Here is a 24,286-nt window from a genome sequence, read left to right on the forward strand (position 1 = left end):
ATCATCGACATCCCGCGCGGAGAATGGCCGTGCGGGAACGGCGCGCACCTTGCGCCGGATCGGCCGCAATCTCCACCGACAATTTCGCGTTCTCCAAGATTGCTTCGGGCCACCTGCCGGTTGCAGTTTCGTGCGCCGCCGCCTACGCCGCCTTCCCATGCGTATGATCCTGCTCGCCGCCGCGCTGCTCGCCGGCGCCTCGCCCCTCGCCGCACAGACGGCGACCGCCCCTGCCCCCATATTGACGACGCCCGAGGCGAAGGACGTGTGGACCCACGCCGATCCCGAGGTCGCCCGCGTCACCCACGTGTCGCTGAACCTCGATGTCGATTTCGCGACCCGCACGCTGGGCGGCACCGCGACGCTCGATCTGCTCACCGCCAACAATGCGCAGTCGATCGTTCTTGATGCCGACAATCTGGCGATTTCGTCGGTCACCGATGCAAATGGCAAGCCGCTCAAATGGGCGGTCGGCGATGCCGATCCCGAACTCGGTTCGGCGCTGACGGTGGAACTCGATGGCGCGCAGCGCATCGTCCTGGCCTATCGCAGCCGGCCGGGAGCCAATGCGCTACAATGGCTGCCGCCCGAAATGACTGCGGGAAAGACCAAGCCCTATCTGTTTAGCCAAGGCCAGGCGATCCTCAACAGGAGCTGGATTCCGACGCAGGACAGCCCCGGTATCCGTCAGACATGGGATGCGACGCTGACCGTTCCGGGCGATCTCGTCGCGGTGATGAGCGGCGAGAAGCTGAGCGGCGACAAGGGCGAAGCGCTGCCCGACGGTCGCCGCCGTTTTCGCTTTCGCATGGACAAGCCGGTGCCGCCCTATCTGATCGCTTTCGCGGTCGGCGACCTTAAATTCCGCTCGCTCGGCCCACGCTCGGGCGTGTGGACCGAAGCGACGATGCTCAACGCCGCGGCGCGCGAATTCGGCGATGTCGAAAAGATGATCGACGCGGCCTCGGCGCTCTATGGCCCTTATCGCTGGGGCCGCTACGACATGCTCGTCCTGCCGCCCTCCTTTCCCTATGGCGGCATGGAAAACCCGATGCTGACCTTTCTCACGCCGACGATCATCACCGGCGACCGGTCGAACACCGACGTCGTCGCGCACGAACTGGCGCATAGCTGGTCGGGCAACCTCGTCACCAATGCGACCTGGTCCGACAGTTGGCTCAACGAAGGCTTCACCACCTATTTCGAGAACCGGATCATGGAGGCGCTCTACGGCAAGGAGCGCGCGGCGATGTATGCCGATCTCGACTGGGACAATATGATGCGCGACATCGACGCCAATGGCGGCCAGACCGGCGCCAAGACCCGGCTGCACGGTGCACCCGGCGACGGCACGCTCGATTATACCAAGGGGTCCAACTTCCTGCGCATGATCGAAACGACGGTCGGCCGCGCGCGCTGGGACGCCTATCTCAAATCCTATTTCAACCGCCATGCCTTTCAGCCACAGACGACCGCGGGTTTCCTGACCGATCTGCGCGAAAATCTGCTGAAGGGCGACCCGGCGCTCGAACTGTCGCTGCAACTCGACCGCTGGTCCTATGCCGCGGGCCTGCCCGACAATGCGGTGCACCACAAGAGCGCGACGCTGGCCGCGGTCGATGCCAAGCTTGCCGCCTTCAACGCCGGCGGTCCGGCGCGCGCCATCGCGCCCGAAGGATGGACGACGCAGCAATGGCTGCGTTTCCTGAACGGCATCCCGCGGGCGCAGAGCGCGGCGCGGCTCAAGGAACTCGACGAAACGCTGGGTCTGTCGGCGTCGACCAACGCCTATGTCCGCTCGGCCTGGCTCGAGCTTGCCATTGCCAACCGCTACGAACCCGCGCTGCCGTCGCTGCGCCAGTTCGCGGGCACCGTCGGGCGCGGCCTGCTGATCCGGCCGCTCTATACCGGGCTCAAGCGTCAGGGCGCGTGGGGCGATACGATCGCGCGCGACCTGTTCGCCCGCTCGCGCGCCACCTATCACCCGGCGGTGGCATCGGGGATCGAGAAGATCCTCGCTGGCGATTAAACCGCCGGGGCGCCGCCGCCGAGCGCCTGATAGAGGGCGACATATGCGTTCAGGCGGTCGGCGCGGAGCTGGATCAGCGCGAGATCGACGCCGAGCAGCGACCGCTGCGCGTCGAGCTGTTCCAGATAGGGCGAATAGCCCGCGCGATAGCGGTTGGTCGCGTGCCGCAGCGCATCGGCCACCGCCGCGCGCTGCGCCATCAGCGCTTGTTCCTGCGCGTTGAACCGGTCGATCACCGCCATTTGGTCCTCCACCTCGCGAAAGGCGGTGAGAACCGTCTTGCGATAGGCGAAAGCCGCCTGATCGCGCTGCGCCGTCGCGGCGTCGAACTGGCCTTGCAGTCGCCCGCCCGAAAAGATCGGCGCCAATATACTGCCGCCGACCGACCATATGCTGATCGGATCGCCCAAAGCCGACGAAATTACCGCCCCGGCCGACGCCGCCAACCGGACTTGCGGCAGGAATTGTGCCCGCGCGGCACGCAGATTGGCGTCGGTCGCCGCCAGCGCATATTCGGTCTGCGCGATGTCGGGCCGCCGCCGCACCAGTTCAGACGGCAGCACCGCAGGCACCGGCGGCACCGCGAGCGCGGCAAAACCTTCGCCGCGCGCGATTGCATGCGGCGTATCGCCGACGAGCAGCGACAGGCCGTTTTCCTGCCGCGCGATTGCCGCCTCGATCGCCGGGATCTGCTGCGCCGTCGCCTGATATTCGGCCTCGGCCTGTCGCAGTTCGAGCTGCGAGGTATAGCCGGCCTCGGCGCGGCTGCGCGCGAGCCGTAGCGCCTCCGACCGCGAGGTCAGCGTCTCGGCGAGCAACTGCCGCCGCGCGTCGAGCGCGAGCAGCGTGATATAGCCGCTCGCCGCCGCCGCACTGACCGACAGCGTCGCCGCCTCGCGCGCCGCCGCAACCGCCGCCGCATGGGCCCGCGCCGCCTCGCGCGTCGCGGCATTGCGGCCGAACAGGTCGATCTCGTAGCTCGCCTGGAACACCGGCTGCGCGGCGAAGCTTTCGGTCGGCTGGCCGAAGGCGTTGACGTTGCGCGCCTCGGCCCCCTGCCCGCTCAGCGACAGGTTCGGCAACAGCAGCGACCGTGCGACGCGCTCCTGCGCCCGCGCTTCGGCAACGCGCGCGGCCGCGATGGCAAGGTCGCTGTTGTTCGCGCGCGCCTGTTCGACCAGCGCGGTCAGCCGCGGGTCGCCGAATGCCGACCACCAGCGGCCGTCGATCGCCGCACCGTCCGTCGACAGCGCAGTGCGCCAGTCGGCGGGCGGCGCAACCGCGCTCGCGGCGGGCGGCGGCGTCAGCGCGGGCGCGCAGCCCGCCAATGCCAGCGCCAGACCGGCAAGCGGCAAGGGGAGCGGCCTCATTCGCCGCGTCCGGTATGAACCGTCGCCACCACCGACATGCCGGGGCCGAGCCGCTCGGCAAGCTTCTGCTTCGGATCGATGCGGATACGCACGGCGATCCGCTGCGGCACCTTGACGAAATTGCCCGATCCGGTGTCGGGTTTGATGATGCTGAACTCGCTGCCCGCCGCGGGGGCGATATTTTCGACCACCCCCTTCAGCTCGGCGCCGCCCAGCGCATCGACGCGCAGCGTCGCGCGCTGGCCGACGCGGATGTTCGCGGTCTGCGCTTCCTTGAAATTGGCGACCACCCAATGTTTCTCGGGCACGAGATACATGAGCTGGGTGCCCGGGCTGACGAGCTGGCCGACGCGGACCGACACTTCGCTCAGCTTGCCCGCGCGCGGGGCGCGAACGATCGTGTTCTGAAGATCGATGTCGGCCAGCCCGCGCGCCGCCTTTGCATTGGCTACCCCGGCCTCCAGACCGCCGCGCCCAACGCTCACCGATCGCACCTGCTCCTCGGCGATCGCGCGCTGCGCCTCGGCCTGCCGCACCGCCGCTTCGGCCTGGCGGAGCCCCGCGAGCGTCTGGTCACGTTCGCGGATCGACACCGATCCTTCGCCGACCAGATCGTTGACGCGGCGCATATCGGCCTGGGCACGGGCGAGCTGCGCGCGGGCGTTGGCGACCGCCGCCTCCTGCGCCTTCACCTGCGCTTCGGCCGAGCGCCTGCTCTGCGCGCTATTGTCGAGCGAGGCGGTCTGCGCGGCAATATTGGCGCTGCCCTGCGCAACGCGCTGGCGGTAGATGCGGTCGTCGATCCGCACCAGTTCCTGCCCCGCCGCGACAGTCTGGAAATCCTGCACCAGCACCGCGGTCACATAGCCGCCCACCTGCGGCGCGATGATCGTCGTCTGGCCGCGCACATAGGCATTGTCGGTCGTCTGGCTGTTCGCGCGGAAGGGCGGTAGTCCCCAGGCGTAGAGAATGGCGAGCGCGCCGACGAGGATGATCGCGCCGAACAGGATGATCCGTCCGCGCGAACGCGGCGGCGCCCAGCCATCGGCCGGCGCGTCGGCGGGCCGTTCCGCCGGGGTCGGATCGGCAGCAGCCGGTGCCGGGGTCGGCATCGGGTCCGGCGTCGGAGCCGGTGCCGGCGTTTCGGGCGCGGGCGGCGCGCCTTCCTGTTTGTCGTCGCTCATTGATTTTGCGCCCTCAGTTTCTGCAAGACTTCAAGTTCCCGTGCCAATGGATTGATTCCGCGGCGTCGATCATAAACCCAGCGCGCGAACATCGCGACGAAGGCGATCGCCGACAGGCTGCCGATCACGACGAACACGTCGTTGAATGCCAGGATCGTCGCTTCGCGCGCCGCCTCGCGCACCACCTGCCCCGCGGCGGTCGCGCTGCGCAGCGCCGGGTCGGCGATGCTGCCGGTCAGACTCGCCGCGATCGCGTTGATCCCCTGCGCCAGTTCGGGGTTGGTCGTCGACAGGCTTTGCCCCAGCGTCATCAGATGCGCCTTGGTGCGCAGCGTGTGAAAGGCCGATAACGCCGCAACCCCGGCAAGCCCGCCGATCGTCTGCGACAGGCTGAACACCGCCAGAAAGCTGACCATATAGGCCGGGCCGCGCGAAATGGCGCGCAGCAGCCCTTCGAGTAGCAATGGACCCATCACATAGACTGCGGCAAAGGCGATCGCGCCTTGCGAGAAATACAGGTTCACCGGCCCGGTGCGCAGACCCGAATGGGTGTCGAGGAACGCGCCGACGGTGATGACGGCAAGCGCGACGAGGATCGGCCGCCGCAGGTCGGTCGGATCGAGCCGCGCGATCGACAGCACCGCCCCCATCAGCGTCGCGAACGACAGCACCGCATAATAGGTGACAAGCTGATCGTTGACGAGGCCGGTGGCGGACAGCAGCCCGCTCGCCCCGAAATTCTGTTCGGACGTCAGCACACGGACGAGCGCACCGGTCAGCGCAAATTTAATGAGGTTGCGGCTGCCGATCCAGCGCGTGTGGAGCATTGGATTTCGCCGGTAATGTTCGATCAGAAAGGCGGTGCCGATCAGCACCACCGACGCCGCCAGCGCGCCGCCGAGCCACGGCGTCGACCACCAGATGATGCGCCCCTGCACCAGAAAGGCGCAGAGCAGCCCGACGCCGACCGCCAGGATCGGAAAGGTGATAAGGTCGAGCTTTTCGAACGAACGGATCGTTTCGCCCGGCGGGAGCTGCAATATGTTGACCGCGCCGACCGCGACGAGCGAGAGCGCGAATTGCAGTACGAACAGATTGCCGATGTCCCCGTCGGCGAGCAACAGCGGCGATATGGCGCGCGCGAGCGGAATCGCTACCTGTCCCAGCCCGATGCCGAGCAGGAAGCCCGCAATCCGCATCTTCGCCGGCAAGCCTTGCATCATGTAGAAGGCAGCAAGCGTCGACAGCCCGCTCGCGGCGATCCCCGACACGCCGCGCGCGATCAGTTCCATGCGGTAACCGGCATCGAAAAGCTGGACGAAATTGGCAATCAGGAGCGCGATCATCGTCGCGCGCACGAAACGCTGAATGCCGAATTGCTGGCGCGACTTGTAGAGCAGGATGCTCATGCACGCATTGGTCATGTTATAGGAAACAGTGACCCAGCCCGCATCTGCGGGCGTCAGGTCGAGATGCCCCTGCAGCACCGTCAGATTGGCGATGAGCAGGCCATTCTGGAAACCGCCGACGATCGCGAGATACAGGCCGATGACGAAATAGCCGATCTTGCGCCCGACGGGATGGTCCGGCGACGCGGGCGACCCCGGCATGATCGGGCGTTCGTGCGGCTTGAACACATAGGCGCCGCCAGCTGCCGCGGGCGCTGCGGGATCAGCCACGCGCGTGCCTCCATCCCGCGCGCGGCCGTCGGCACGCGCGCGCCGGGCCGAAGTGCAAGGCGCCCCTGATCCGCATCCTGTGCGCCACAATATGCTCCTGACCGGCGAAGGCAAAGCGGGGAAATGCTTTGCCGCCAGTTCGGTTCCGCGCGGCGCATACGAATGGCACCTATAGGGCGGCGCGCGTCAGGCGGCGGCGAGATCGCGGCGCGCGTGGCGGAAAACTTCGGCGCTGCCCCATATGGCGAGCAATGCCATGATCGCGGCGACCAGAAGGTCGGGCCAACCCTGCCCGGTGCCGAACACGCCGAGCGCCGCCCCCATCACCGCCAGATTGCCGATCGCATCGTTGCGCGAGCATATCCAGACCGAGCGCATATTGGCGTCGCCGGTCCGGTAGCGATAGAGCATCAGCGCAACCGCGACATTGGCGGCGAGCGCGACGACGCCGATCATCCCCATCGTTTCGGCGTGCGGCGCGCTGCCGCCGATGAAGCCCCAGATCGTCGAGCCCAATATCCACAGCCCGAACGCCAGCATCGTCGCAGCCTTCAGCATCGCCGCGCGTGCGCGCCAGGCGATCGCCATGCCGGCGACCGTCAGGCTGATCGCATAATTGGCGCTGTCGCCCAGAAAATCGAGCGCATCGGCCTGCAGCGCGCGCGAATCGGCTGCGACGCCCGCGACGATTTCGACGAGGAACATCGCCCCGTTGATCAGCAGCGCGATCCACAGGATGCGCCGCCACTTGGGGTCGTTCAGCGCGGTCGCTCCGCTTTTTCCGGCGCAGCATTGATCGGCCATCGCCTGCATCTCCTTCCGTCTCGGCCGCCGCAGGAATTGCCGGGCGGCCGCTTGGTTCTTCGAGTCGGCATCCTATATGCACCCTGTAGCAACTACAGGGTCAAGCGATGAAGATCGGCGAACTGTCGCGTGCCACCGGCACCAACATCGAAACCATCCGCTATTACGAGCGGATCGGCCTCCTCCCCGCCCCGGCGCGGACCGATGCCAATTACCGCAGCTATGGCGACGCGCATCGCGCGCGGCTGCGCTTCGTACGCCATTCGCGCGAACTGGGCTTCACGATCGACGAAATCCGCTCGCTGCTCGACCTCTCCGATCATCCCGAACGCGACTGCGCCGACGCCGACCGCATCGCGTCCGCGCATCTGGAACAGGTCGAGGCGAAGATCGCACAGCTTTCGGCGCTACGCGATGAATTGACCCGCATCGTCGGCCGCTGCCGCGGCGGGCTCGCGGGCGATTGCCGGGTGATCGAGGCGCTGGGCGATCATGGTCAATGCGACGGCGCGCATTGATGAGACACGGTCGCAGGGGCGACGCGAGAGGCGGCAGCTGAAAAAGGGAAAGGTGGGACGATTCTGTTGCCCGGCTCGTCCCCAGCCGCTGGTATCCGATTCTGTTGCCCGGTTCGGTCCGAACCGCGTTCTATTTGTCTAACCTTAGGCCGTGAGGCTTATCGGTTAGGCAGCAAGAGCGAGTGCTTCGTTATCGTTAGCACCTATTGGTTTTGAGCCTTTAACGGGTTACTCAGCCCGGAAGAAAACATCGTCTTTGAACACACGTCGATCCTGGTTCGGCCCCGTCAGAAGCCCGCGCACCCCTTCGAAAAGGACGCGGGCTTGTGGTGGAGCCGCCGGGTACTGCCCCCGGGTCCGCTGTGTCTATTCCACGACACCATTTATCCTCATAGCCGGTCGAAACCGGCCCTTCCCATATAGGAAGCCCGCCCGCACTTTGGAAGAGCGCAGGCGGGCCTTTCGTCCTGAATCGACACCGGACCCACGCCGGCGCGCGATGAAATGCTATTTCTTGCGCAGTTCGTCGCGGATTTCGGTAAGCAGATCGACCTCGCTCGGTCCCGCGGGCGCTTCGGCCGGCGCTTCCTTGCGTACCACCTTGTTCACTGCGCGCACGAGCAGGAAGATGATCCATGCCAAAATCAGGAAGTTGATCACCGCGGTGATGAAGGCACCATAGCCGATCATCGCGACGCCCGCCTTTTTCAAGGCCGCATAGTCGGTCGCGGCGATGCCGTCGGGAATGCTGCCGAGCAGGATGAATTTGCTCGAAAAATCGACTCCGCCGAACAGCCAGCCGACGATCGGCATGATGACGTCCTCGGTCAGCGATCCGGTGATCGTCGCGAACGCGCCGCCGATGATGACGCCGACGGCCAGATCGATGACATTGCCGCGCGCGATAAATTCCTTGAACTCGTTCAGCATCTTATTGCTCCCCGAACTGCTGATCCTGCCGTCATGGTGGTGCGCCGGTCATTGCGCAAAAGCAAGGGGCATCCTATTATGTGTATTGTTGCGGCAAAACGCCGCCTGAGGGAGCCTGATGACCATGTCCTATCGTTCCGCCCGCTGGCTGATTGTTCCGGCCGCCGCGATGAGCCTGTCGGCCTGCGGCATCAACAGCGTTCCGACCAAGGAAGAAGCCGCGAAGGCCAAATGGGCCAATGTCGAAGCCGCCTATCAGCGCCGCGCCGACCTGATCCCCAACCTCGTCGAAACCGCCAAGGGTGCCGCGAAGATCGAGCAATCGACGCTCGAAGGCGTTATCCAGGCGCGCGCATCGGCAACGCAGGTGAAGCTGAGCACCGACGACCTGGAAGACCCCGCGAAGGTTCAGGCCTTCCAGCAAGCGCAGGGCAATGTGTCGAGCGCACTCGGCCGCCTGCTCGTTACCGTCGAACAATATCCCGAGCTCAAGAGCCAGGCGCGCTTTGCCGACCTGATGACCCAGCTCGAGGGAACCGAAAACCGCATCAACGTCACGATCCAGGACTATAACGCCGCGGTGCAGGACTATAACACGACGATCCGCACCTTCCCCGACATAATCGGTGCCAAGATCGTCCACGGCGCCAAGCCGATGACCCCCTATAAGGCGGTCGATCCCAACGCGAACGTCGCGCCCAAGGTCGATTTCGGTCAATAATATGCGCGCAGCCGCCATCGCAGCTTCGCTCACGATGCTGATCATCGTGGGCGGCTGCAACGGTGGATCCGGCCCAGCGGCTGCGAAGGAAACGGCGGCATGCGACGGCGTTCCTCAAATGGCGCTGGCCGGCCGAGTGACCGATGCGGCGAATATATTGCCCGCCGAAGACGAGGCGCGCCTGTCCGGGCGCCTTGCTCGCTACGAAAGAGATACGCAGCATCAGATGGTCATCGTGACCACGCCGAGTCTTCACGGCGTCCGCATCGACAATTTTGGCACCTGCCTCGGCAATCGCTGGAAGATTGGGCGGCAGGGTCATGACGATGGCGTGATCGTCGTGATTGCACCGAATGAACGGCAGATGCGGATCGCCACCGGTTTTGGAATGGAAAAAATACTGACCGACGACAAGGCGCTCGCGATCGTGCACCGGATGACGCCCTATTTTGCCAAGGCGGACTATTCTGGCGGCCTATCCGTGGGCATCGACGCCATCGCCGCAGAGACGGGAGACAAGCCATGAAATCGCTCCTGCTCGGCTGGGCGCTGGGCTTTTCACTGCTTGCCCTTCCCGCGGCGGCGCAGGATTTCCCCAAGCTCAGCGGGCGCGTCGTCGATCAGGCGGATATCATTCCGGCGGCCGAGGAAGCCAATCTGACGGTCCAGCTCGAACAGCTGGAAAAGACCACGGGGCATCAGCTCGTCGTCGCGACGGTGAACAGCCTCGATGGCAATGACATCAGCGACTATGGCTACAAGCTCGGCCGCGCGTGGGGCATCGGCGGCAAGGAGAATAACGACGGCGTCGTCTTCCTGATCGCCCCCAACGAACGGCGAATGAACATCTCGGTCGGCTATGGGCTTGAACCCGTGCTGACCGATGCGCTGTCGGGCCGGATCATCCGCGACGTGGTGACGCCCAAATTCAAGGCCGGCGACATGCCCGGCGGCATCCAGGACGGCGTGAACGCGATCGCCGAGCAGATCCAGCTGCCGCCGGAGGAAGCCGCGGCGCGCGCCGCGAAGGCCGCGAAGGCCGAGCGCGACCGCGCCGACAATGGAAATATCGGCGGGCTGATCTTCGTGGCCTTCATCATCTTCTTCTTTTTCATCCTGCCGATGCTCGGCGCCTTCGGGCGTCGCGGACGGCGGCATCGCAAGCATCGCCCATGGGGCGGCGCCCCGATCATCATCTGGGGCGACAATGACTGGGGCGGCGGTTCGGGTGGCGGCTGGGGCGGTGGTTCCTGGGGCGGCGGGGGCGGCTTCGGCGGCGGAGGCGGCTTTTCGGGCGGCGGCGGCAGCTTCGGCGGCGGCGGCGCCTCGGGCGGCTGGTAAGGGGGACGCGCAATGAAAGTCAGCCATGTCAGCGAAGCCGATCACGACATCGTGACCGCCGCGGTCGCCGAGGCCGAACGACACACCGATGGCGAGATCGTCACGGTGATCGCCGCGCAGTCGAACGACTATGACGATGTCGCGCTCGTCTGGGCGAGCGTCATCGCCTTTATCGCCATGTCGGTGATCGCGCTTTTTCCCGATTTCTATCAGGGTCTCTATTACCGGCTGAGCGGCGGCTGGGGGCATGAATTGACCGCCAATCAATGGCTCGGAACCGTCATCGCGGTCGGGGTGCTCAAATGGATCGGCGTCTGGCTGGTCCTGCTGTGGCGTCCGCTGCGCCTGTGGCTGACGCCGCGCGCGATCCGCGCCGCGCGCGTCCGCGCCCGCGCCATCGACCTGTTCAAGGTCGGGACCGAGGCGAAGACGATGGGCCGCACGGGCATCCTGCTCTATGTCAGCCTGCGCGAACATCGCGCCGACATCGTCGCCGACGAAGCGATCGCCGCCAAGGTCGCGCCCTCGATTTGGGGCGAAGCGATGGAGGCGCTGATCGACGAGGTGCGCGCCGGTCGCCCCGGCCACGGCATGGCCGAGGCGGTCCGCCGCATGGGTATCGTGCTGGCCGAACATTTCCCGAAGAGCGACGGCAACCCCAACGAGCTGCCCGACCGGCTGATCGAGCTTTGATCCCTACCCTTTCGCCGACGGAGACGATATGACCCGCCCTGCAGCCGGCACGCCCGTCGAAACGCGTTGGGAAGGCCGCTTCATCACGGTGAAACAGCAAGGCAATTGGGAATATGTGTCGCGGTCGCGCGGCATTCACGCCGCGGTGATCCTGGCGATCGACGAGGACCCCGGCGGGCGGCACATCCTGTTGGTCGAACAATATCGCGTCCCGCTCGGCAAATATTGCCTCGAACTGCCCGCGGGGCTTGTCGGGGACGACAGCGCGGGCGAGGCGCCCGAGCTTGCCGCGGTGCGCGAACTCGAAGAGGAAACGGGCTACCGCGCGGCCGAGTGGCTGACCGTCGGCGAATTCTACAGTTCGCCCGGCATGGTCAGCGAAAGCTTCACCCTGCTCCGCGCGACCGGGCTGACCAAGGTCGGCGAAGGCGGCGGCGTCGATGGCGAGGACATTGCGGTCCACCGCGTCCCGCTGCCCGAAATCGCCGCCTTTATCGCCGCAAAGCGCGCCGAAGGCTGCGGTATCGACGTGCGCGTCGCGATGCTGCTCGCGGGCGGGCTGCTCGCGCTGTCCTGACGGTCAGCGCGCGCCGAAGCGCCAGCGCAGCAACGGCCGCGCGAGCAAGATCCCCGCGAGGAAGCCGCCGACATGTGCCCAGATCGCGACGAGGCCGAATCCTGCGCCGCCCGCAAAGCCGATCAGGACCTGCACCCCGATCCATGCTGCCGCCAGCCACAGTGCGCGCACCCAATGCGCCGGAATCGGTCCCAGCGCCTGCGTCTCGGAGCGACTGAAAATCAGCGCGAACACCGCGATCAGCGCCGAAATCGCGCCCGAGGCGCCGATCATCGGCACCGGCGATTGCGGATCGGCCAGATATTGCGCGAAGGCCCCCGCATAGGCGCCGGCGACGAGCAATACCGCCATCGCCTTCGACCCCAGCGGTGCTTCGAGCTGGCGGCCGATGAACAGCAAGACGACCAGATTGAACACCAGGTGGAGGATTCCGCCGTGCAGAAGGGCGGAGGTCAACGGGGTGAGCGCGAAGGGCACGAAAAAGCCCGGCGCCGCAATCGGCTCCATCGCAAAGCGCGCGGGAATGAAACCCGCGCGCACGATCGCCTCGACCTGATAGCCGCTGATCGACAGCAGGATGAAGATCACCGCGCATAGCACGGAAACTCCCGTGACCAGCGGTGCGTCCTGCGGTCTCATTTCGGCGCGATCGTCAGATGAATTCGATCTTCGTGACGAGATAATATTTGTCGCCCGCCGGAACGGTGACTTCGATCTCGTCATCGACCTTGCGGCCGATCAGCGCGCGCCCGAGCGGCGAATTATAGCTGATCTTGCCCACCTTGGCGTCGGCCTCGGCCTGACCCACGATCTGATATTTGACCGGCTTGTCGTCCTCGTCGGCGAGCGTCACCGTCGCACCGAATACGATGCGGTCGCCCGACAGCGTCGTCGGGTCGATGACCTGCGCACGCGACAGCTTGTCCTCCAGATCGCCGATGGTCGCTTCGACCTGGCCTTGGCGTTCCTTCGCGGCGTGATATTCGGCATTTTCCGAAAGGTCGCCATGCGCGCGCGCTTCCTCGATCGCATCGACGATGAGGGGGCGTTCGGCTTTGAGAGTGGCGAGCTGTGCGCTCAGCTTCTCATAGCCTTCCTGCAGCATCGGAACCTTTTCAACGCTTGCCATTATCCTGTTGTCCTTCGTCAATAATCCACCGCCAGCGAAACTTCGCCGGGGCGGCTGAGCCGCTGTTTCCGTCAATGTAGGGAGATGAAGCGGTCCCTCAATAATAGTCCTGAAGCGGCTTTACTTCAAGAGAGTGCGAGCGCAGCGCGCCAATCGCATGGGTTGCGGCATCGCTGCCCGCCGCCGTCGTATAATAGGCGACGTCGGCCGCGAGCGCCGAGGCCCGGATCGACTGCGAGTCCTGAAGCGACTGCCAACCCTCGGTCGTGTTGAAGATCAGCTGCACATCGCCGTCCTTGATCCGGTCAACGATGTGCGGGCGCCCTTCGGCGACCTTGTTCACTCGTTCGACGTCGATGCCCTGCCCCGCCAGATAGTCGGCGGTGCCGCCGGTCGCGATCACCTGCCACCCCCAGGCGGCGAGCTGCTTCACCGACGCGACGATGCGCGGCTTGTCGCTGTCCTTCACCGACACGAAGAGCCGCCCGTCGGTCGGCAGGCGGTCGCCCGCGCCGAGCTGTGCCTTGGCAAAGGCGAGATTGAAATCGCTATCGATTCCCATGACTTCGCCGGTGGACTTCATTTCAGGCGACAATACCGGATCGGTGCCGGGGAAGCGCGCGAAGGGGAAAACCGCTTCCTTGACCGCGACATGGTCGATGTCGCGGTTGATCTTCGGCAGATCGGCCAGCTTCTCGCCCGCCATCACCCGCGCCGCGATCTTGGCGATCGGCGAACCCACCGCCTTGGCGACGAACGGCACGGTGCGGCTCGCGCGCGGGTTGACCTCGATCAGGTAGACCTCACCATCCTTCACCGCATATTGCACGTTCATCAGCCCGCGGACGTTGAGGGCGCGCGCCAGTGCGTCGGTCTGCCGCTCGATTTCGGCAACGATGTCGGCGGGCAGACTGTACGGCGGGATCGAACAGGCGCTGTCGCCCGAATGGACGCCCGCTTCCTCGATATGCTGGAGCACCCCGGCCACCACGACATCGGTGCCGTCGCACAGCGCATCGACATCGACCTCGATCGCATCGCGCAGATAGCGGTCGATCAGCACGGGCGAATCGCCCGACACCTGCACCGCGGTCTCGATATAATTTTCCAGCTGTGCCTGATCGTCGACGATCTCCATCGCGCGGCCGCCGAGCACATAGGAGGGGCGCGTGAGCACCGGGTAACCGATGCGCGCCGCGACCGCGACGGCTTCCTCGCGGCTGCGCGCGATGCCGTTCTCGGGCTGCTTGAGGCCCAGCTTGTTGACCAGCGCCGCAAAGCGCTCGCGGTCTTCCGCAAGGTCGATCGCGTCGGGCGAGGTGCCGAGAATCGGGATGCCCGCTTCCTCGAGCGCCTGCGCAAGCTTGAGCGGCGTCTGGCCGCCGAACTGGACGATCACGCCCACAAGCTCGCCCTTCGACTGCTCGACGTGCAAGATTTCGAGCACATCCTCGGCGGTCAGAGGTTCGAAATAGAGGCGGTCCGACGTGTCATAGTCGGTCGACACCGTTTCGGGGTTGCAGTTGACCATGATCGTTTCATAGCCCGCATCCTCGAGCGCGAAGCAGGCGTGGCAGCAGCAATAATCGAACTCGATACCCTGCCCTATCCGGTTCGGCCCGCCGCCGAGAATGACGATCTTCTTGCGGTCCGACGGGTTCGCCTCATTCTCGGGCTCGCCGAAGGTCGGCGCTTCATAGGTCGAATAGAGATAGGGCGTTTTGGCGGCGAATTCGGCGGCGCAAGTGTCGATGGTCTTGAACACCGGCCGCACGCCGAGCTTGTGGCGCAGCGCACGCACCTCGCCTTCGGTGACGCCGCCGGTCATCGCCTTTACGGCCTCGTGGATCAGCCCGCTGCCGCGCGCCGCTGCCGCGCCGGTGCCGGGCCGCAGATGCGCCGACTGCAGCGCCAGATAGGCGAGCCTTTTGTCCGAAAAGCCCATCGCCTTCAGCCGGCGGAGCCCCTCGGCATCGCGTGGCAGACCATTTTCGAGCACGCCGTTCTCGGCCTCGACAATCTCTGCGATGCGATCGAGGAACCACATGTCGTAACCCGCGATGCGGTTGATCTCGGCGAGCGATACGCCCTCGCGGATCGCCTGCGCCGCGATCAGCAGCCGGTCGGGGGTGCGCTGCGCCAGTTCGCTCTTCAATTGTTCGTGGCTCGCGCCGACCAGCCGGTCGACGAAGTTGAAGCCCGACAATCCGGTCTCCAGCCCACGCAGCGCTTTCTGCATCGATTCATGGATCGTGCGGCCGATCGCCATCACCTCGCCGACCGACTTCATCGCCGTCGACAGCAAGGGCTCGGCGCCCTTGAACTTTTCGAAGGCAAAGCGCGGGATCTTGGTGACGACATAGTCGATCGTCGGCTCGAACGACGCCGGGGTCACCCCGGTGATGTCGTTCATGATTTCGTCGAGCGTGTAGCCGACCGCGAGCTTCGCCGCGACCTTGGCGATCGGGAAGCCCGTCGCCTTCGACGCGAGCGCCGACGAGCGCGACACGCGCGGATTCATCTCGATCACGATCAGGCGGCCATCCTTCGGATTGACCGCGAACTGGACGTTCGACCCGCCCGTCTCTACCCCGATCTCGCGCAGCACCGCGATGCTCGCGTTGCGCATGATCTGATATTCCTTGTCGGTCAGCGTCAGCGCGGGGGCGACGGTGATGCTGTCGCCGGTATGCACACCCATCGGATCGACATTCTCGATCGAGCAGATGATGATGCAATTGTCCTTGCGGTCGCGCACCACCTCCATCTCATATTCTTTCCAGCCGAGGAGCGATTCCTCGATCAGGACTTCGGTGGTGGGCGAGGCGATCAGGCCGCCGCGGACGATATGCTCGAATTCCTCGCGATTATACGCGATGCCGCCGCCGGTCCCGCCGAGCGTGAAGCTCGGGCGGATGATCGACGGCAGCCCGGTGCGTTCGAGCACCGCAAATGCCTCGTCGAGCGTGTGCGCGACGCCGCTGCGTGCGCTCTCCAGCCCGATCTTGTCCATCGCGTCGCGGAATTTCTGCCGGTCCTCGGCCTTGTCGATCGCCTCGGCATCGGCGCCGATCATCTCGACGCCATATTTGGTCAGCGTGCCGTCGTTGAACAAAGCCAGCGCGGTGTTCAGAGCGGTCTGCCCGCCCATCGTCGGCAGCACCGCGTCGGGGCGCTCCTTCTCGATGATCTTCGCGACGATCTCGGGCGTGATCGGCTCGACATAGGTCGCGTCCGCCAGCTCGGGATCGGTCATGATCGTCGCCGGGTTGGAGTTGACGAGGACGATGCGATAGCCCTCTTCCTTCAACGCCTTGATCGCCTGCGTCCCCGAATAGTCGAACTCGCACGCCTGACCGATCACGATCGGGCCGGCGCCGATGACGAGGATGGATTGGATGTCGGTTCTTTTTGGCATGATCAGTTTCTTTTTGGTTCAGAGTGCAATTTGCACCGCGTCAAGTGACGAGCGAGATTCACAGCGGGAAGCCAAAGAACGCTGCAATCGCAGCAAGAAGCGCCAAGGCGGCCGCTCCGATCAACCCACTTCCCGCAGCTTCAGCAACCCATTTCAATAATCTTATCGACCGAGCCTCAACTTCGCTCGCTCGGACCGCTGGCTGATGCAACAAATCGCTTAATTGAAATGCCTCGTATATGGCGACATCCCGCTCAACTGCGTTTAAGTTTCCCAAATCATTTGCAGACTTGAGATCTTCGACAAATTGAGCGGCCTGCTGTTTTAAGGAAGATGCAGCGGGATCATTATGATTCAATGGAACAACTCGATCAGCCGCCGGCGCAGCCTCCACAACCTGCGAATTATCTTCTCTTATTATTGCAGACAAAACATCCGTCATGAATGATGGGCCAATTTCATTATACCTAGACGCAATGGCCTGATTCAATGAGGACGACCGGTAGCCATCATAATTACCCGACAGATATTTATAGTATGATCCAGCGAAATCATCTTCAACTTTTTTTAGGCATTTTGTAGATACCATCTTTTCAAATTGAATATGCGCAATTCTGTCTATCTCAGAACCGAAATCATCAACAAAATCACTATAATATTCCAAAAGTTTCGACCTTATATATTCCACAATCTTTTTATCTCGACTGTATCCTGGAGGAAAGTCAGTAAAACCTTTAGAATTTAAGAAGTAAAATGTCGTTAAGTAAGGAATTATCTTTTCATTCATGGCGCAGCCCGCCCACAAATTTCTCGAACAGATAGAAGCTGTCCTGCGGCCCCGGGCTCGCCTCGGGGTGATATTGCACGCTGAACGCGTTCTTGCCCGTGATCGCGATGCCGCAGTTCGATCCGTCGAACAGGCTCTTGTGCGTTTCGACCACGCCCGCCGGCAGCGTCGCGGCATCGACCGCGAAGCCGTGGTTCATGCTGGTGATCTCGACCACGCCGTCGGCGAAGTCGCCGCCGACGCGCTGCACCGGATGGTTCGCACCGCGGTGCCCCTGGTGCATCTTAATGGTCTTGGCCCCCGCCGCGATGGCGAGCATCTGGTGGCCAAGGCAGATGCCGAAGATCGGCACATTGCGTTCGAGCAGCCCCTGGATCACCGGCACCGCATATTCGCCGGTCGCCGCGGGGTCGCCGGGGCCGTTCGACAGGAACACGCCCGCGGGCTGGTGGCTCAGCACCTCGTCGAGGGTCGCAGTCGCGGGGACCACTGTGACCCGCGCGCCGGCCTTCACGAGGTTACGGAAGATATTGTCCTTCGCGCCATAATCGATCGCGACGACATGGGGTCTGCTATCCCCCTCCCGCTCGCGGGAGGGGTTAGGGGTGGGCATGTTCCCAGATGCCGGTGCAGACGTCGGCCCATCCCCGGCCCCTCCCGCATGCGGGAGGGGAGAAGCGTAGCCCTGGCCCAGCGCCCATGTCCCCGCATCCCAATCGCCGGCATCCGTGCGGCTGACTTCCTTCGCCAGGTCCATGCCCTCCAGCCCCGGCCAACCGCGCGCCATCGCCAGCAGCGCGTCGATGTCGAATTTGCCGTCGGGGCTGTGCGCGATCACGCCATTGGGGGCGCCCGCATCGCGGATGCGGCGGGTCAGCGCGCGCGTGTCGATGCCGGCCAGCCCGATCAGGCCCTGTTCGGCCATCCATTCGGGCAGCGTCTGGACGCTGCGGAAATTGCTCGGCGCGGTCGGCAGTTCGCGGGTGATGCAGCCGATGGCCGCCCGCGCGCTGCGTTCGATATCCTCGGGATTCGCGCCGACATTGCCGATGTGCGGAAAGGTGAAGGTAATGATCTGGCCCGCGTAGCTCGGGTCGGTCAGGATTTCCTGATAGCCGGTCATCGCGGTGTTGAAACAGATTTCGCCGACACCCGCCCCGGCGGCGCCATAGCCCACGCCCCACAGGACCGTGCCATCGGCAAGAACGAGGACGCCGGTCGCTCCAGAAGGCGCGGCGGATGGATTGGCTGGTGCCATTTAAACTGCTCCGGACGGGGGGCTAAACGGCCGACCAAGTAGGCGGCAAAAAAGTGATTCACAAGCTATCGGATTTGGAATCTTCCCGCTAGAGAGGCTCTTTCCGAAATTTGCAGCACATGGGGACACGCATGATTCGCGATGACATCAAGGCTGCGCAGGTTGCCGCGATGAAGGCCGGCGACAAGGCGCGTTTGGGCACCATCCGGCTGATGCTGGCCAAGATCAAGGACCGCGACATCGAGCTGCGCACCGGGACGGCGCCGGCCGACGACGATGTGCTCGTCACCGACGTCCTCCAGAAGATGGTCAAGCAGCGCCGCGAATCGATCGCCATGTACGAACAGGGCGGCCGCCAGGAACTCGCCGACGCCGAAGCCGCCGAGGTCGTGGTGATCGAGGATTTCCTGCCCGCGCAGCTCTCCGAAGCCGACGCCACCGCCGCAATCCGCGCGATCGTCGCCGAACTCGGCGCGACCAGCGTCAAGGACATGGGCAAGGTGATGGCGGCGGTGAAAGACCGCCACGGCAGCCAGCTCGACATGAGCAAGGCAAGCGGATGGGTGAAGGCGGCGCTGAGTTAAACCTCAAAGACGGCCTTTTTCTCCGTTCTTCCCGAGCGAAGTCGACGGACGTTCTACCTTGCGCCACGCCAACGTGTCTCGACTTCGCTCGGGACGAACGGTTATGTGGCGGGATGGTGTTCTGGACCTACATGCTGCGCTGCTCCGACGGTCGCTATTACACGGGACACACCGATAATTTGGAACGCCGCATCGCTGAGCATCAACATGGCGGATTTTGCGATTTTACCTCGCGACGGAAGCCCGTGACTCTGGCTTGGTCGCAAGATTTTGCGACGCGCGTCGAAGCGCTGGAGGCAGAACGGCGCATCAAGCCTTGGTCGCGAGCCAAGAAGGAAGCGCTGATCCGCGGCGACTGGGCTATGGTGGGGCATTTCGCCAAACCGCCTAAAGAACGTCCTCCCCTGCCGGCTTCTGCCGAGACACACTCTCCCACTCCGTTCGCCCCGAGCGAAGTCGAGGGACGTGAGGCCGGGCGCAAACGTGTCTCGACTTCGCTCGACACGAACGGGATTGGGATGATGGCTCGCCAAGTGAGGGGAGAAGAATGACCCTCACCCCGCAATGGCTGGACGAATTGCGCTCGCGGATCACGCTGTCGACCCTGATCGGGCGGACGGTGAAGATCACGCGCGCGGGGCGCGAGTATAAGGCCTGTTGCCCTTTCCATAACGAAAAGACCCCCAGTTTCACGATCAACGACGAAAAGGGCTTCTACCACTGCTTCGGCTGCTCGGCGCATGGCGATGCGATCCGCTGGATGACCGACCAGCGCGGCCTGTCGTTCATGGACGCGGTCAAGGAACTCGCTGCCGAGGTCGGCATGGAAGTCCCCGCCCCCGACGCGCGCGCCGCGAAAAAGGCAGAGGAGCAGGCGAGTCTGCGCGACGTGGTGCAGGGCGCGGCCGACTGGTTCGCGCAGCAGCTTGAAAGCACCAACGGCGCCCCAGCGCGCGACTATCTGGCGAGGCGCGGCATTTCCGACTCCACCCGCCGCGCCTTTGCCTTCGGCCTCGCACCCGACAGTCGCAGCGCGCTGAAAGAGGCGCTCAAGAAATTCCCCACCGCGATGCTGGTCGAGTCCGGCATGCTCATCGCGGTCGACGACAAGGAACCCTATGACCGGTTCCGCGGCCGGCTGATGATCCCGATCCGCGATGCACGCGGGCGCGTGATCGCGTTCGGCGGCCGGATCCTGGGCGACGGCGAGCCCAAATATCTGAACTCGCCCGATACGCCTCTCTTCGACAAGGGGCGCACGCTCTTCAATCTCGACAAGGCAAGCCCCGCCTCGCGGCAGACGAACCGGGTGATCGTCGTCGAAGGCTACATGGACGTCATCGCGCTTGCCGAGGCGGGGATCGCCGACGCCGTCGCGCCGCTCGGCACCGCGCTGACCGAGAACCAGCTAGGCATGCTGTGGCGGATGGTACCGGTGCCGCTGCTCTGCTTCGACGGCGACAATGCCGGGCAAAAGGCCGCGATGCGCGCGGCAACGCGGGCACTGCCACTGCTCCGCCCGGGCTTCAGCCTTGCCTTCGCGACCCTGCCTGCGGGGCAGGATCCGGACGATCTTGTCCGCGCCAAGGGCGCCGCAGGCTTTGCCGCCATCCTCGACGAAGCGCAGCCGCTCGTCGAACGGCTGTGGGCGCATGAGGTTGCGGCGGGGCCGCTCACCACCCCCGAAGAGCGCGCGGCGCTCAAGACGCGGCTGCTCGCCCATGCCGACGCGATCCAGGATGCCGACGTGCGGCACCATTATCGCGAAGCGTTTCGCGAGCGGCTCGACGCGCTGTTCGCGCGCCCGCGCGCCGAGCGTGGCGGGCGCGTGCCCTGGGCGCCGCAGGCATCACGCGGGGGCGGGCGCCGCTTCGCGCCCGACCCGCGCCTGCAACCTCCGGCCGACGAGACGCGTTCCATCGGCAAGGCCGGAATCGCGGCGCCGCTCGCCGCGGCGTTGCTCGGCGGACTGCTCCGCTATCCGCAGGCGATCGCCCGCAATGAAGAGGCGCTCATACGGCTCGCTGTGCCCGATTCTGCCGACGCCGAACTGCTCCGCGCAATACTTGACAGCGCGGCAGCGCAAGAAGGGCTTGATACCGAGGGGTTGCTTGCCATATTGGAGCCGATGAAAGTGTATAATAGGGCGACGACATTGCTCAGAGCCGACGGAATGCACTTCTCATTCAATCGAAGGCTCGAAGGCGAAGAGGTTGAAGCGGCTCGGGAAATCGCGCTGCGTGACCTTGACGAATATATCGGCGTGCTCGTGACGCAGCCCGAAATCCGCGCTCGGCTTGCCGAGGCGACCGCGGACTATATGCGCACGATGGACGACGAGGGCCATGCCCGACAGCAAAAGCTGCGCGCGATGGATGAGGAACTGACCCGCCGCCTGGCCGCGCTGTCCGACAGCAGCCAGAGCTGACATATATTGCCCCAAGGCAGGAACGACTGAAGCATATGGCCACCAAGAACACCGAAGCCGACACCGACGCGCCGCTGATCGACCTCAACGAGGCCGACGTCAAAAAGCTGATCGCGCGCGGCAAGAAGCGCGGCTACCTGACCTACGACGAGCTCAACGAAGCCCTGCCGCAGGATCAGATGTCTTCGGAGCAGATCGAGGATATCATGTCGGCAATCTCCGACATGGGCATCAACATCGTCGAAAGCGATGAGGATGTGCAGGAAGAAGCCGAACAGGAAAGCGATGACGATATCGACGTCAGCGCCAACACCGGTTCGGTGTCCAATCCCGCGATCGAAAAGAAGAAGGAAACGGTCGATCGCACCGACGACCCGGTGCGCATGTACCTGCGCGAAATGGGCGCGGTCGAGCTTTTGAGCCGCGAAGGTGAAATCGCGATCGCGAAGCGCATCGAGGCGGGCCGCGACACGATGATCCTCGGCCTGTGCGAAAGCCCGCTGACCTTCAACGCGATCATCGAATGGTCGAACGCGCTCAACAACGGCGACATGCAACTGCGCGAGATCGTCGATCTCGAAGCGATGCTGTCAAAGGATCCGGCGCCCGAAAACCTTGATGACGAGGGCGAAGGCGACGACGGCGAAATCAGCGAAAAGACCGCCGGCGTCTCGTTCAAGGACGAGGACGAGGTCGAGGAAGAACCTTCGGCCGACGGCGATGACGAGGACGGCGAAGGCTCGTCGGGCAAGCGCGAAAGCTTTGAGGAAGACGACGAGGACAACACGCTGAGCCTCGCCGCGATGGAAGAATTGCTCAAGCCCGACGCTCTCGAGAAATTCGCCAATATCACCAAGAGCTTCAAGGCGTTCCAGAAGCTTCAGGACGCCCGGCTTGAGGCGCTGTCGACGGCGGGCGACTTCCCCGACGCGCAGGAAAAAAAATATCACAAGCTGCGCGAGGAACTTACCGCGCAGGTCGAAAGCGTGCAGTTCCACGGTACCAAGATCGAATATCTGGTCGACCAGCTTTACAGCTACAACCGGCGCCTGACTGCGCTCGGCGGCCAGATGCTGCGTCTTGCCGAACGCCACAAGGTGCCGCGCAAGGCCTTCCTCGACCATTATGTCGGGCGCGAGCTCGAAGAAAACTGGCTCGACGAAGTCGGCAAGCTCGACAAGAAATGGGCGGCATTCGCCGAGAATGAGGGCGCGGCGGTCGACCGCATCCGGACCGAGATTTCGGAAATCGCCCAGGCGGCGGGTATGAGCCTGCCCGAGTTCCGCCGCGTCGTGAACATGGTCCAGAAGGGGGAGCGCGAAGCGCGCATCGCCAAGAAGGAAATGGTCGAGGCGAACCTGCGTCTCGTGATCTCGATCGCGAAGAAATACACCAACCGCGGCCTGCAGTTCCTCGACCTCATTCAGGAAGGCAATATCGGGCTGATGAAGGCGGTCGACAAATTCGAATACCGCCGCGGCTACAAGTTCAGCACCTATGCGACCTGGTGGATCCGGCAGGCGATCACCCGCTCGATCGCCGACCAGGCGCGCACGATCCGCATCCCGGTCCACATGATCGAGACGATCAACAAGCTGGTGCGCTGCAGCCGTCAGTTCCTCCACGAAAGCGGCCGCGAGCCGACGCCGGAGGAAATGGCCGAGCGTCTGTCGATGCCGCTCGAAAAGGTCCGCAAGGTGATGAAGATCGCCAAGGAGCCGATCAGCCTCGAAACGCCGATCGGCGACGAGGAAGACAGCCACCTCGGCGATTTCATCGAGGACAAGAACGCGGTCATCCCGGTCGACGCCGCAGTGCAGTCGAACCTCAAGGAGACGGTTACGCGAGTTTTGGCCTCGCTTACGCCGCGCGAGGAGCGTGTTCTCCGCATGCGCTTCGGCATCGGCATGAACACCGACCATACCCTAGAAGAGGTCGGCCAGCAGTTCAGCGTGACGCGCGAACGTATCCGCCAGATCGAGGCGAAGGCGCTGCGCAAGCTCAAGCATCCGAGCCGCAGCCGCAAGATGCGCAGCTTCCTCGACCAATAGGTCGATCCGTACCGAAAAATCAGACACCCCGCCCCAACCGGCGGGGTGTTTTGCTTCGGCCTCGGCGTGACATTTTTGCTGCACCGCACAAAAATCTGGCACAGCATCTTAAAATTTTCATCTTTCCCAACCAGATGAGACGCCGTTGGCGTATCGCTTCAGCCTCGGTTCAGGCGATCACGCCGATTGGCACATTGTCCCGATTGATGGGAATAATTTCAACAAATACGGGCGTATTCCTCGAGCAGGGATGCAAAAAAGCCCGGAAAATGGAGAGAATGACCAATTGGCACGCCCATTGCTTAGTCATGGGCAGGAGCGGCCTCCCCACCGCCGCCAAGAGGAAAGACCGAACGATGGCAAACGAAAACCAGAATATCTTCTCCCGCCAGGACACCTTCTTCGGCATCTGCGAAGCGGTGGGCCAGGATTTCGGCTTCAACCCCCTGTATCTGCGTCTCGCGTTCGTCGCACCGCTCTTCTTCTTCCCGGTGCAGACCTTCGCGGCCTATTTCGGCCTCGGCCTGATCGTGCTCGCGTCGCGCTTCTTCTTCCCGTCGCAGCGCGCTGCCGATACGGCCGACGCCCCGGCGCTCACCGAAGCGGCGCCGGCAGCCAAGGCCGAAAAGGCCGAGGAACTCGCGCTCGCCGCCTGATTCGAACCGGGGCCGGCTCTCCCTCTCCCTTGCACCGGCCCCGCCCATGTTGCGGCGCTCCACTTGACCGCAACAGCGCAGGGACCGGCAGCTTAACCCGCTGCCGGTCCCTTTGCGCGTCGAACCGAG

At 64.3% G+C, this 24,286-nt stretch carries 22 protein-coding genes and 1 other RNA gene; 12 read left to right on the top strand and 11 right to left on the bottom strand.

What is annotated here, in order from left to right; translation table 11 throughout:
- Window positions 1-157: 157 nt before the first annotated feature.
- Entirely contained in the window at window positions 158-2,029 is a 1,872-nt protein-coding gene (locus tag ACT17R_RS13190; RefSeq protein WP_444809592.1) for a M1 family metallopeptidase, read from the top strand.
- On the opposite strand, the gene ACT17R_RS13195 is transcribed toward ACT17R_RS13190, so the two are convergent.
- The 4 genes from ACT17R_RS13195 to ACT17R_RS13210 all read right to left on the bottom strand — a co-directional run bounded on the left by ACT17R_RS13195 (window position 2,026) and on the right by ACT17R_RS13210 (window position 7,066).
- Window positions 2,026-3,399, bottom strand: a complete 1,374-nt coding sequence (locus tag ACT17R_RS13195) for an efflux transporter outer membrane subunit (protein WP_444809593.1) — start codon at window positions 3,397-3,399, stop codon at window positions 2,026-2,028. The genes ACT17R_RS13190 and ACT17R_RS13195 overlap by 4 nt on opposite strands.
- The gene (locus ACT17R_RS13200; RefSeq protein WP_444809594.1) at window positions 3,396-4,583 is read right to left on the bottom strand and encodes an HlyD family secretion protein; all 1,188 of its coding nucleotides are present in this window, start codon (window positions 4,581-4,583) and stop codon (window positions 3,396-3,398) included. The genes ACT17R_RS13195 and ACT17R_RS13200 overlap by 4 nt, the downstream gene beginning before the upstream one ends.
- Window positions 4,580-6,262, bottom strand: a complete 1,683-nt coding sequence (locus ACT17R_RS13205) for an MFS transporter (protein WP_444809595.1) — start codon at window positions 6,260-6,262, stop codon at window positions 4,580-4,582. The genes ACT17R_RS13200 and ACT17R_RS13205 overlap by 4 nt, the downstream gene beginning before the upstream one ends.
- Before the next feature lie 186 nt (window positions 6,263-6,448).
- Window positions 6,449-7,066, bottom strand: a complete 618-nt coding sequence (locus ACT17R_RS13210) for a cation transporter (protein WP_444809596.1) — start codon at window positions 7,064-7,066, stop codon at window positions 6,449-6,451.
- 107 nt (window positions 7,067-7,173) lie between these two features.
- Between ACT17R_RS13210 and ACT17R_RS13215 the strand changes: the two genes are divergently transcribed.
- Window positions 7,174-7,584: a MerR family transcriptional regulator gene (locus ACT17R_RS13215; protein WP_288990520.1), complete on the top strand. Its 411-nt coding sequence runs from the start codon at window positions 7,174-7,176 to the stop codon at window positions 7,582-7,584.
- Window positions 7,585-7,674: 90 nt separating this feature from the next.
- Here the strand turns inward: ACT17R_RS13215 and ssrA are convergent.
- Both ssrA and mscL read right to left on the bottom strand, forming a co-directional pair.
- Window positions 7,675-8,033, bottom strand: a transfer-messenger RNA (tmRNA) gene (gene ssrA / locus ACT17R_RS13220).
- Between the two features lie 58 nt (window positions 8,034-8,091).
- Window positions 8,092-8,514, bottom strand: a complete 423-nt coding sequence (mscL, locus tag ACT17R_RS13225; protein ID WP_062767978.1) for a large conductance mechanosensitive channel protein MscL — start codon at window positions 8,512-8,514, stop codon at window positions 8,092-8,094.
- Between the two features lie 118 nt (window positions 8,515-8,632).
- On the opposite strand from mscL, the gene ACT17R_RS13230 reads away from it, so the two are divergent.
- Genes ACT17R_RS13230 through ACT17R_RS13250 form a run of 5 tightly spaced genes read left to right on the top strand, consistent with a single transcriptional unit; the run spans window position 8,633 to window position 11,846 of the window.
- The gene (locus tag ACT17R_RS13230) at window positions 8,633-9,235 is read left to right on the top strand and encodes a LemA family protein (RefSeq protein ID WP_003047327.1); all 603 of its coding nucleotides are present in this window, start codon (window positions 8,633-8,635) and stop codon (window positions 9,233-9,235) included.
- Window position 9,236: 1 nt separating this feature from the next.
- A complete protein-coding gene (locus ACT17R_RS13235) occupies window positions 9,237-9,761 on the top strand; it encodes a TPM domain-containing protein (RefSeq protein WP_062767975.1) in 525 nt (174 codons plus the stop codon).
- Window positions 9,758-10,576 (top strand): TPM domain-containing protein, encoded by an 819-nt coding sequence (locus ACT17R_RS13240; RefSeq protein WP_062767972.1) that lies wholly within the window; start codon window positions 9,758-9,760, stop codon window positions 10,574-10,576. Before ACT17R_RS13235 ends, ACT17R_RS13240 begins: the two co-directional genes overlap by 4 nt.
- A gap of 12 nt (window positions 10,577-10,588) precedes the next feature.
- Window positions 10,589-11,269: a TPM domain-containing protein gene (locus tag ACT17R_RS13245; RefSeq protein WP_003047334.1), complete on the top strand. Its 681-nt coding sequence runs from the start codon at window positions 10,589-10,591 to the stop codon at window positions 11,267-11,269.
- 28 nt (window positions 11,270-11,297) lie between these two features.
- Window positions 11,298-11,846, top strand: coding sequence for an NUDIX hydrolase (locus ACT17R_RS13250; RefSeq protein ID WP_003047337.1), 549 nt, complete (start codon window positions 11,298-11,300; stop codon window positions 11,844-11,846).
- Between the two features lie 3 nt (window positions 11,847-11,849).
- On the opposite strand, the gene ACT17R_RS13255 is transcribed toward ACT17R_RS13250, so the two are convergent.
- The 5 genes from ACT17R_RS13255 to carA all read right to left on the bottom strand — a co-directional run bounded on the left by ACT17R_RS13255 (window position 11,850) and on the right by carA (window position 18,438).
- Window positions 11,850-12,434: a rhomboid family intramembrane serine protease gene (locus ACT17R_RS13255; RefSeq protein ID WP_444809597.1), complete on the bottom strand. Its 585-nt coding sequence runs from the start codon at window positions 12,432-12,434 to the stop codon at window positions 11,850-11,852.
- A 64-nt stretch (window positions 12,435-12,498) separates the two neighbouring features.
- Window positions 12,499-12,975, bottom strand: a complete 477-nt coding sequence (greA, locus tag ACT17R_RS13260) for a transcription elongation factor GreA (RefSeq protein ID WP_003047342.1) — start codon at window positions 12,973-12,975, stop codon at window positions 12,499-12,501.
- A 97-nt stretch (window positions 12,976-13,072) separates the two neighbouring features.
- A complete protein-coding gene (gene carB / locus ACT17R_RS13265; RefSeq protein WP_444809598.1) occupies window positions 13,073-16,393 on the bottom strand; it encodes a carbamoyl-phosphate synthase large subunit in 3,321 nt (1,106 codons plus the stop codon).
- A gap of 58 nt (window positions 16,394-16,451) precedes the next feature.
- Window positions 16,452-17,180, bottom strand: coding sequence for a hypothetical protein (locus tag ACT17R_RS13270; protein WP_444809599.1), 729 nt, complete (start codon window positions 17,178-17,180; stop codon window positions 16,452-16,454).
- On the bottom strand, window positions 17,173-18,438 hold the full coding sequence (gene carA, locus ACT17R_RS13275; protein ID WP_444809600.1) for a glutamine-hydrolyzing carbamoyl-phosphate synthase small subunit: 1,266 nt from the start codon (window positions 18,436-18,438) through the stop codon (window positions 17,173-17,175). The genes ACT17R_RS13270 and carA overlap by 8 nt, the downstream gene beginning before the upstream one ends.
- A 131-nt stretch (window positions 18,439-18,569) precedes the next feature.
- On the opposite strand from carA, the gene ACT17R_RS13280 reads away from it, so the two are divergent.
- The 5 genes from ACT17R_RS13280 to ACT17R_RS13300 all read left to right on the top strand — a co-directional run bounded on the left by ACT17R_RS13280 (window position 18,570) and on the right by ACT17R_RS13300 (window position 24,157).
- Window positions 18,570-19,022 (top strand): GatB/YqeY domain-containing protein, encoded by a 453-nt coding sequence (locus ACT17R_RS13280; RefSeq protein WP_058813483.1) that lies wholly within the window; start codon window positions 18,570-18,572, stop codon window positions 19,020-19,022.
- A gap of 113 nt (window positions 19,023-19,135) precedes the next feature.
- The gene (locus tag ACT17R_RS13285; RefSeq protein WP_082813317.1) at window positions 19,136-19,573 is read left to right on the top strand and encodes a GIY-YIG nuclease family protein; all 438 of its coding nucleotides are present in this window, start codon (window positions 19,136-19,138) and stop codon (window positions 19,571-19,573) included.
- Window positions 19,570-21,450 carry a DNA primase gene (gene dnaG / locus ACT17R_RS13290; RefSeq protein WP_062902078.1) on the top strand — a complete coding sequence of 627 codons (1,881 nt, stop codon included), beginning with the start codon at window positions 19,570-19,572 and terminating at the stop codon, window positions 21,448-21,450. The genes ACT17R_RS13285 and dnaG overlap by 4 nt, the downstream gene beginning before the upstream one ends.
- A 35-nt stretch (window positions 21,451-21,485) precedes the next feature.
- Entirely contained in the window at window positions 21,486-23,501 is a 2,016-nt protein-coding gene (gene rpoD, locus ACT17R_RS13295) for an RNA polymerase sigma factor RpoD (protein WP_058813480.1), read from the top strand.
- Window positions 23,502-23,857: 356 nt separating this feature from the next.
- The gene (locus tag ACT17R_RS13300) at window positions 23,858-24,157 is read left to right on the top strand and encodes a PspC domain-containing protein (RefSeq protein WP_062902077.1); all 300 of its coding nucleotides are present in this window, start codon (window positions 23,858-23,860) and stop codon (window positions 24,155-24,157) included.
- Window positions 24,158-24,286: the final 129 nt, after the last annotated feature.

The organism is Sphingopyxis sp. Q841, assembly GCF_052384365.1.
Classification (GTDB): domain Bacteria; phylum Pseudomonadota; class Alphaproteobacteria; order Sphingomonadales; family Sphingomonadaceae; genus Sphingopyxis; species Sphingopyxis terrae_A.

Coding starts and splice junctions, on each gene's coding strand:
- ACT17R_RS13190 (WP_444809592.1), top strand. CDS start 158: ATGCGTATGATCCTGCTCGCCGCCGCGCTGCTCGCCGGCGCCTCGCCC.
- ACT17R_RS13200 (WP_444809594.1), bottom strand. CDS start 4,583: ATGAGCGACGACAAACAGGAAGGCGCGCCGCCCGCGCCCGAAACGCCG.
- ACT17R_RS13300 (WP_062902077.1), top strand. CDS start 23,858: ATGGCAAACGAAAACCAGAATATCTTCTCCCGCCAGGACACCTTCTTC.
- ACT17R_RS13285 (WP_082813317.1), top strand. CDS start 19,136: ATGGTGTTCTGGACCTACATGCTGCGCTGCTCCGACGGTCGCTATTAC.
- ACT17R_RS13245 (WP_003047334.1), top strand. CDS start 10,589: ATGAAAGTCAGCCATGTCAGCGAAGCCGATCACGACATCGTGACCGCC.
- rpoD (WP_058813480.1), top strand. CDS start 21,486: ATGGCCACCAAGAACACCGAAGCCGACACCGACGCGCCGCTGATCGAC.
- ACT17R_RS13280 (WP_058813483.1), top strand. CDS start 18,570: ATGATTCGCGATGACATCAAGGCTGCGCAGGTTGCCGCGATGAAGGCC.
- carA (WP_444809600.1), bottom strand. CDS start 18,438: ATGGCACCAGCCAATCCATCCGCCGCGCCTTCTGGAGCGACCGGCGTC.
- ACT17R_RS13270 (WP_444809599.1), bottom strand. CDS start 17,180: ATGAATGAAAAGATAATTCCTTACTTAACGACATTTTACTTCTTAAAT.
- carB (WP_444809598.1), bottom strand. CDS start 16,393: ATGCCAAAAAGAACCGACATCCAATCCATCCTCGTCATCGGCGCCGGC.
- ACT17R_RS13230 (WP_003047327.1), top strand. CDS start 8,633: ATGACCATGTCCTATCGTTCCGCCCGCTGGCTGATTGTTCCGGCCGCC.
- ACT17R_RS13240 (WP_062767972.1), top strand. CDS start 9,758: ATGAAATCGCTCCTGCTCGGCTGGGCGCTGGGCTTTTCACTGCTTGCC.
- ACT17R_RS13210 (WP_444809596.1), bottom strand. CDS start 7,066: ATGGCCGATCAATGCTGCGCCGGAAAAAGCGGAGCGACCGCGCTGAAC.
- mscL (WP_062767978.1), bottom strand. CDS start 8,514: ATGCTGAACGAGTTCAAGGAATTTATCGCGCGCGGCAATGTCATCGAT.
- ACT17R_RS13195 (WP_444809593.1), bottom strand. CDS start 3,399: ATGAGGCCGCTCCCCTTGCCGCTTGCCGGTCTGGCGCTGGCATTGGCG.
- ACT17R_RS13250 (WP_003047337.1), top strand. CDS start 11,298: ATGACCCGCCCTGCAGCCGGCACGCCCGTCGAAACGCGTTGGGAAGGC.
- ACT17R_RS13235 (WP_062767975.1), top strand. CDS start 9,237: ATGCGCGCAGCCGCCATCGCAGCTTCGCTCACGATGCTGATCATCGTG.
- ACT17R_RS13215 (WP_288990520.1), top strand. CDS start 7,174: ATGAAGATCGGCGAACTGTCGCGTGCCACCGGCACCAACATCGAAACC.
- dnaG (WP_062902078.1), top strand. CDS start 19,570: ATGACCCTCACCCCGCAATGGCTGGACGAATTGCGCTCGCGGATCACG.
- greA (WP_003047342.1), bottom strand. CDS start 12,975: ATGGCAAGCGTTGAAAAGGTTCCGATGCTGCAGGAAGGCTATGAGAAG.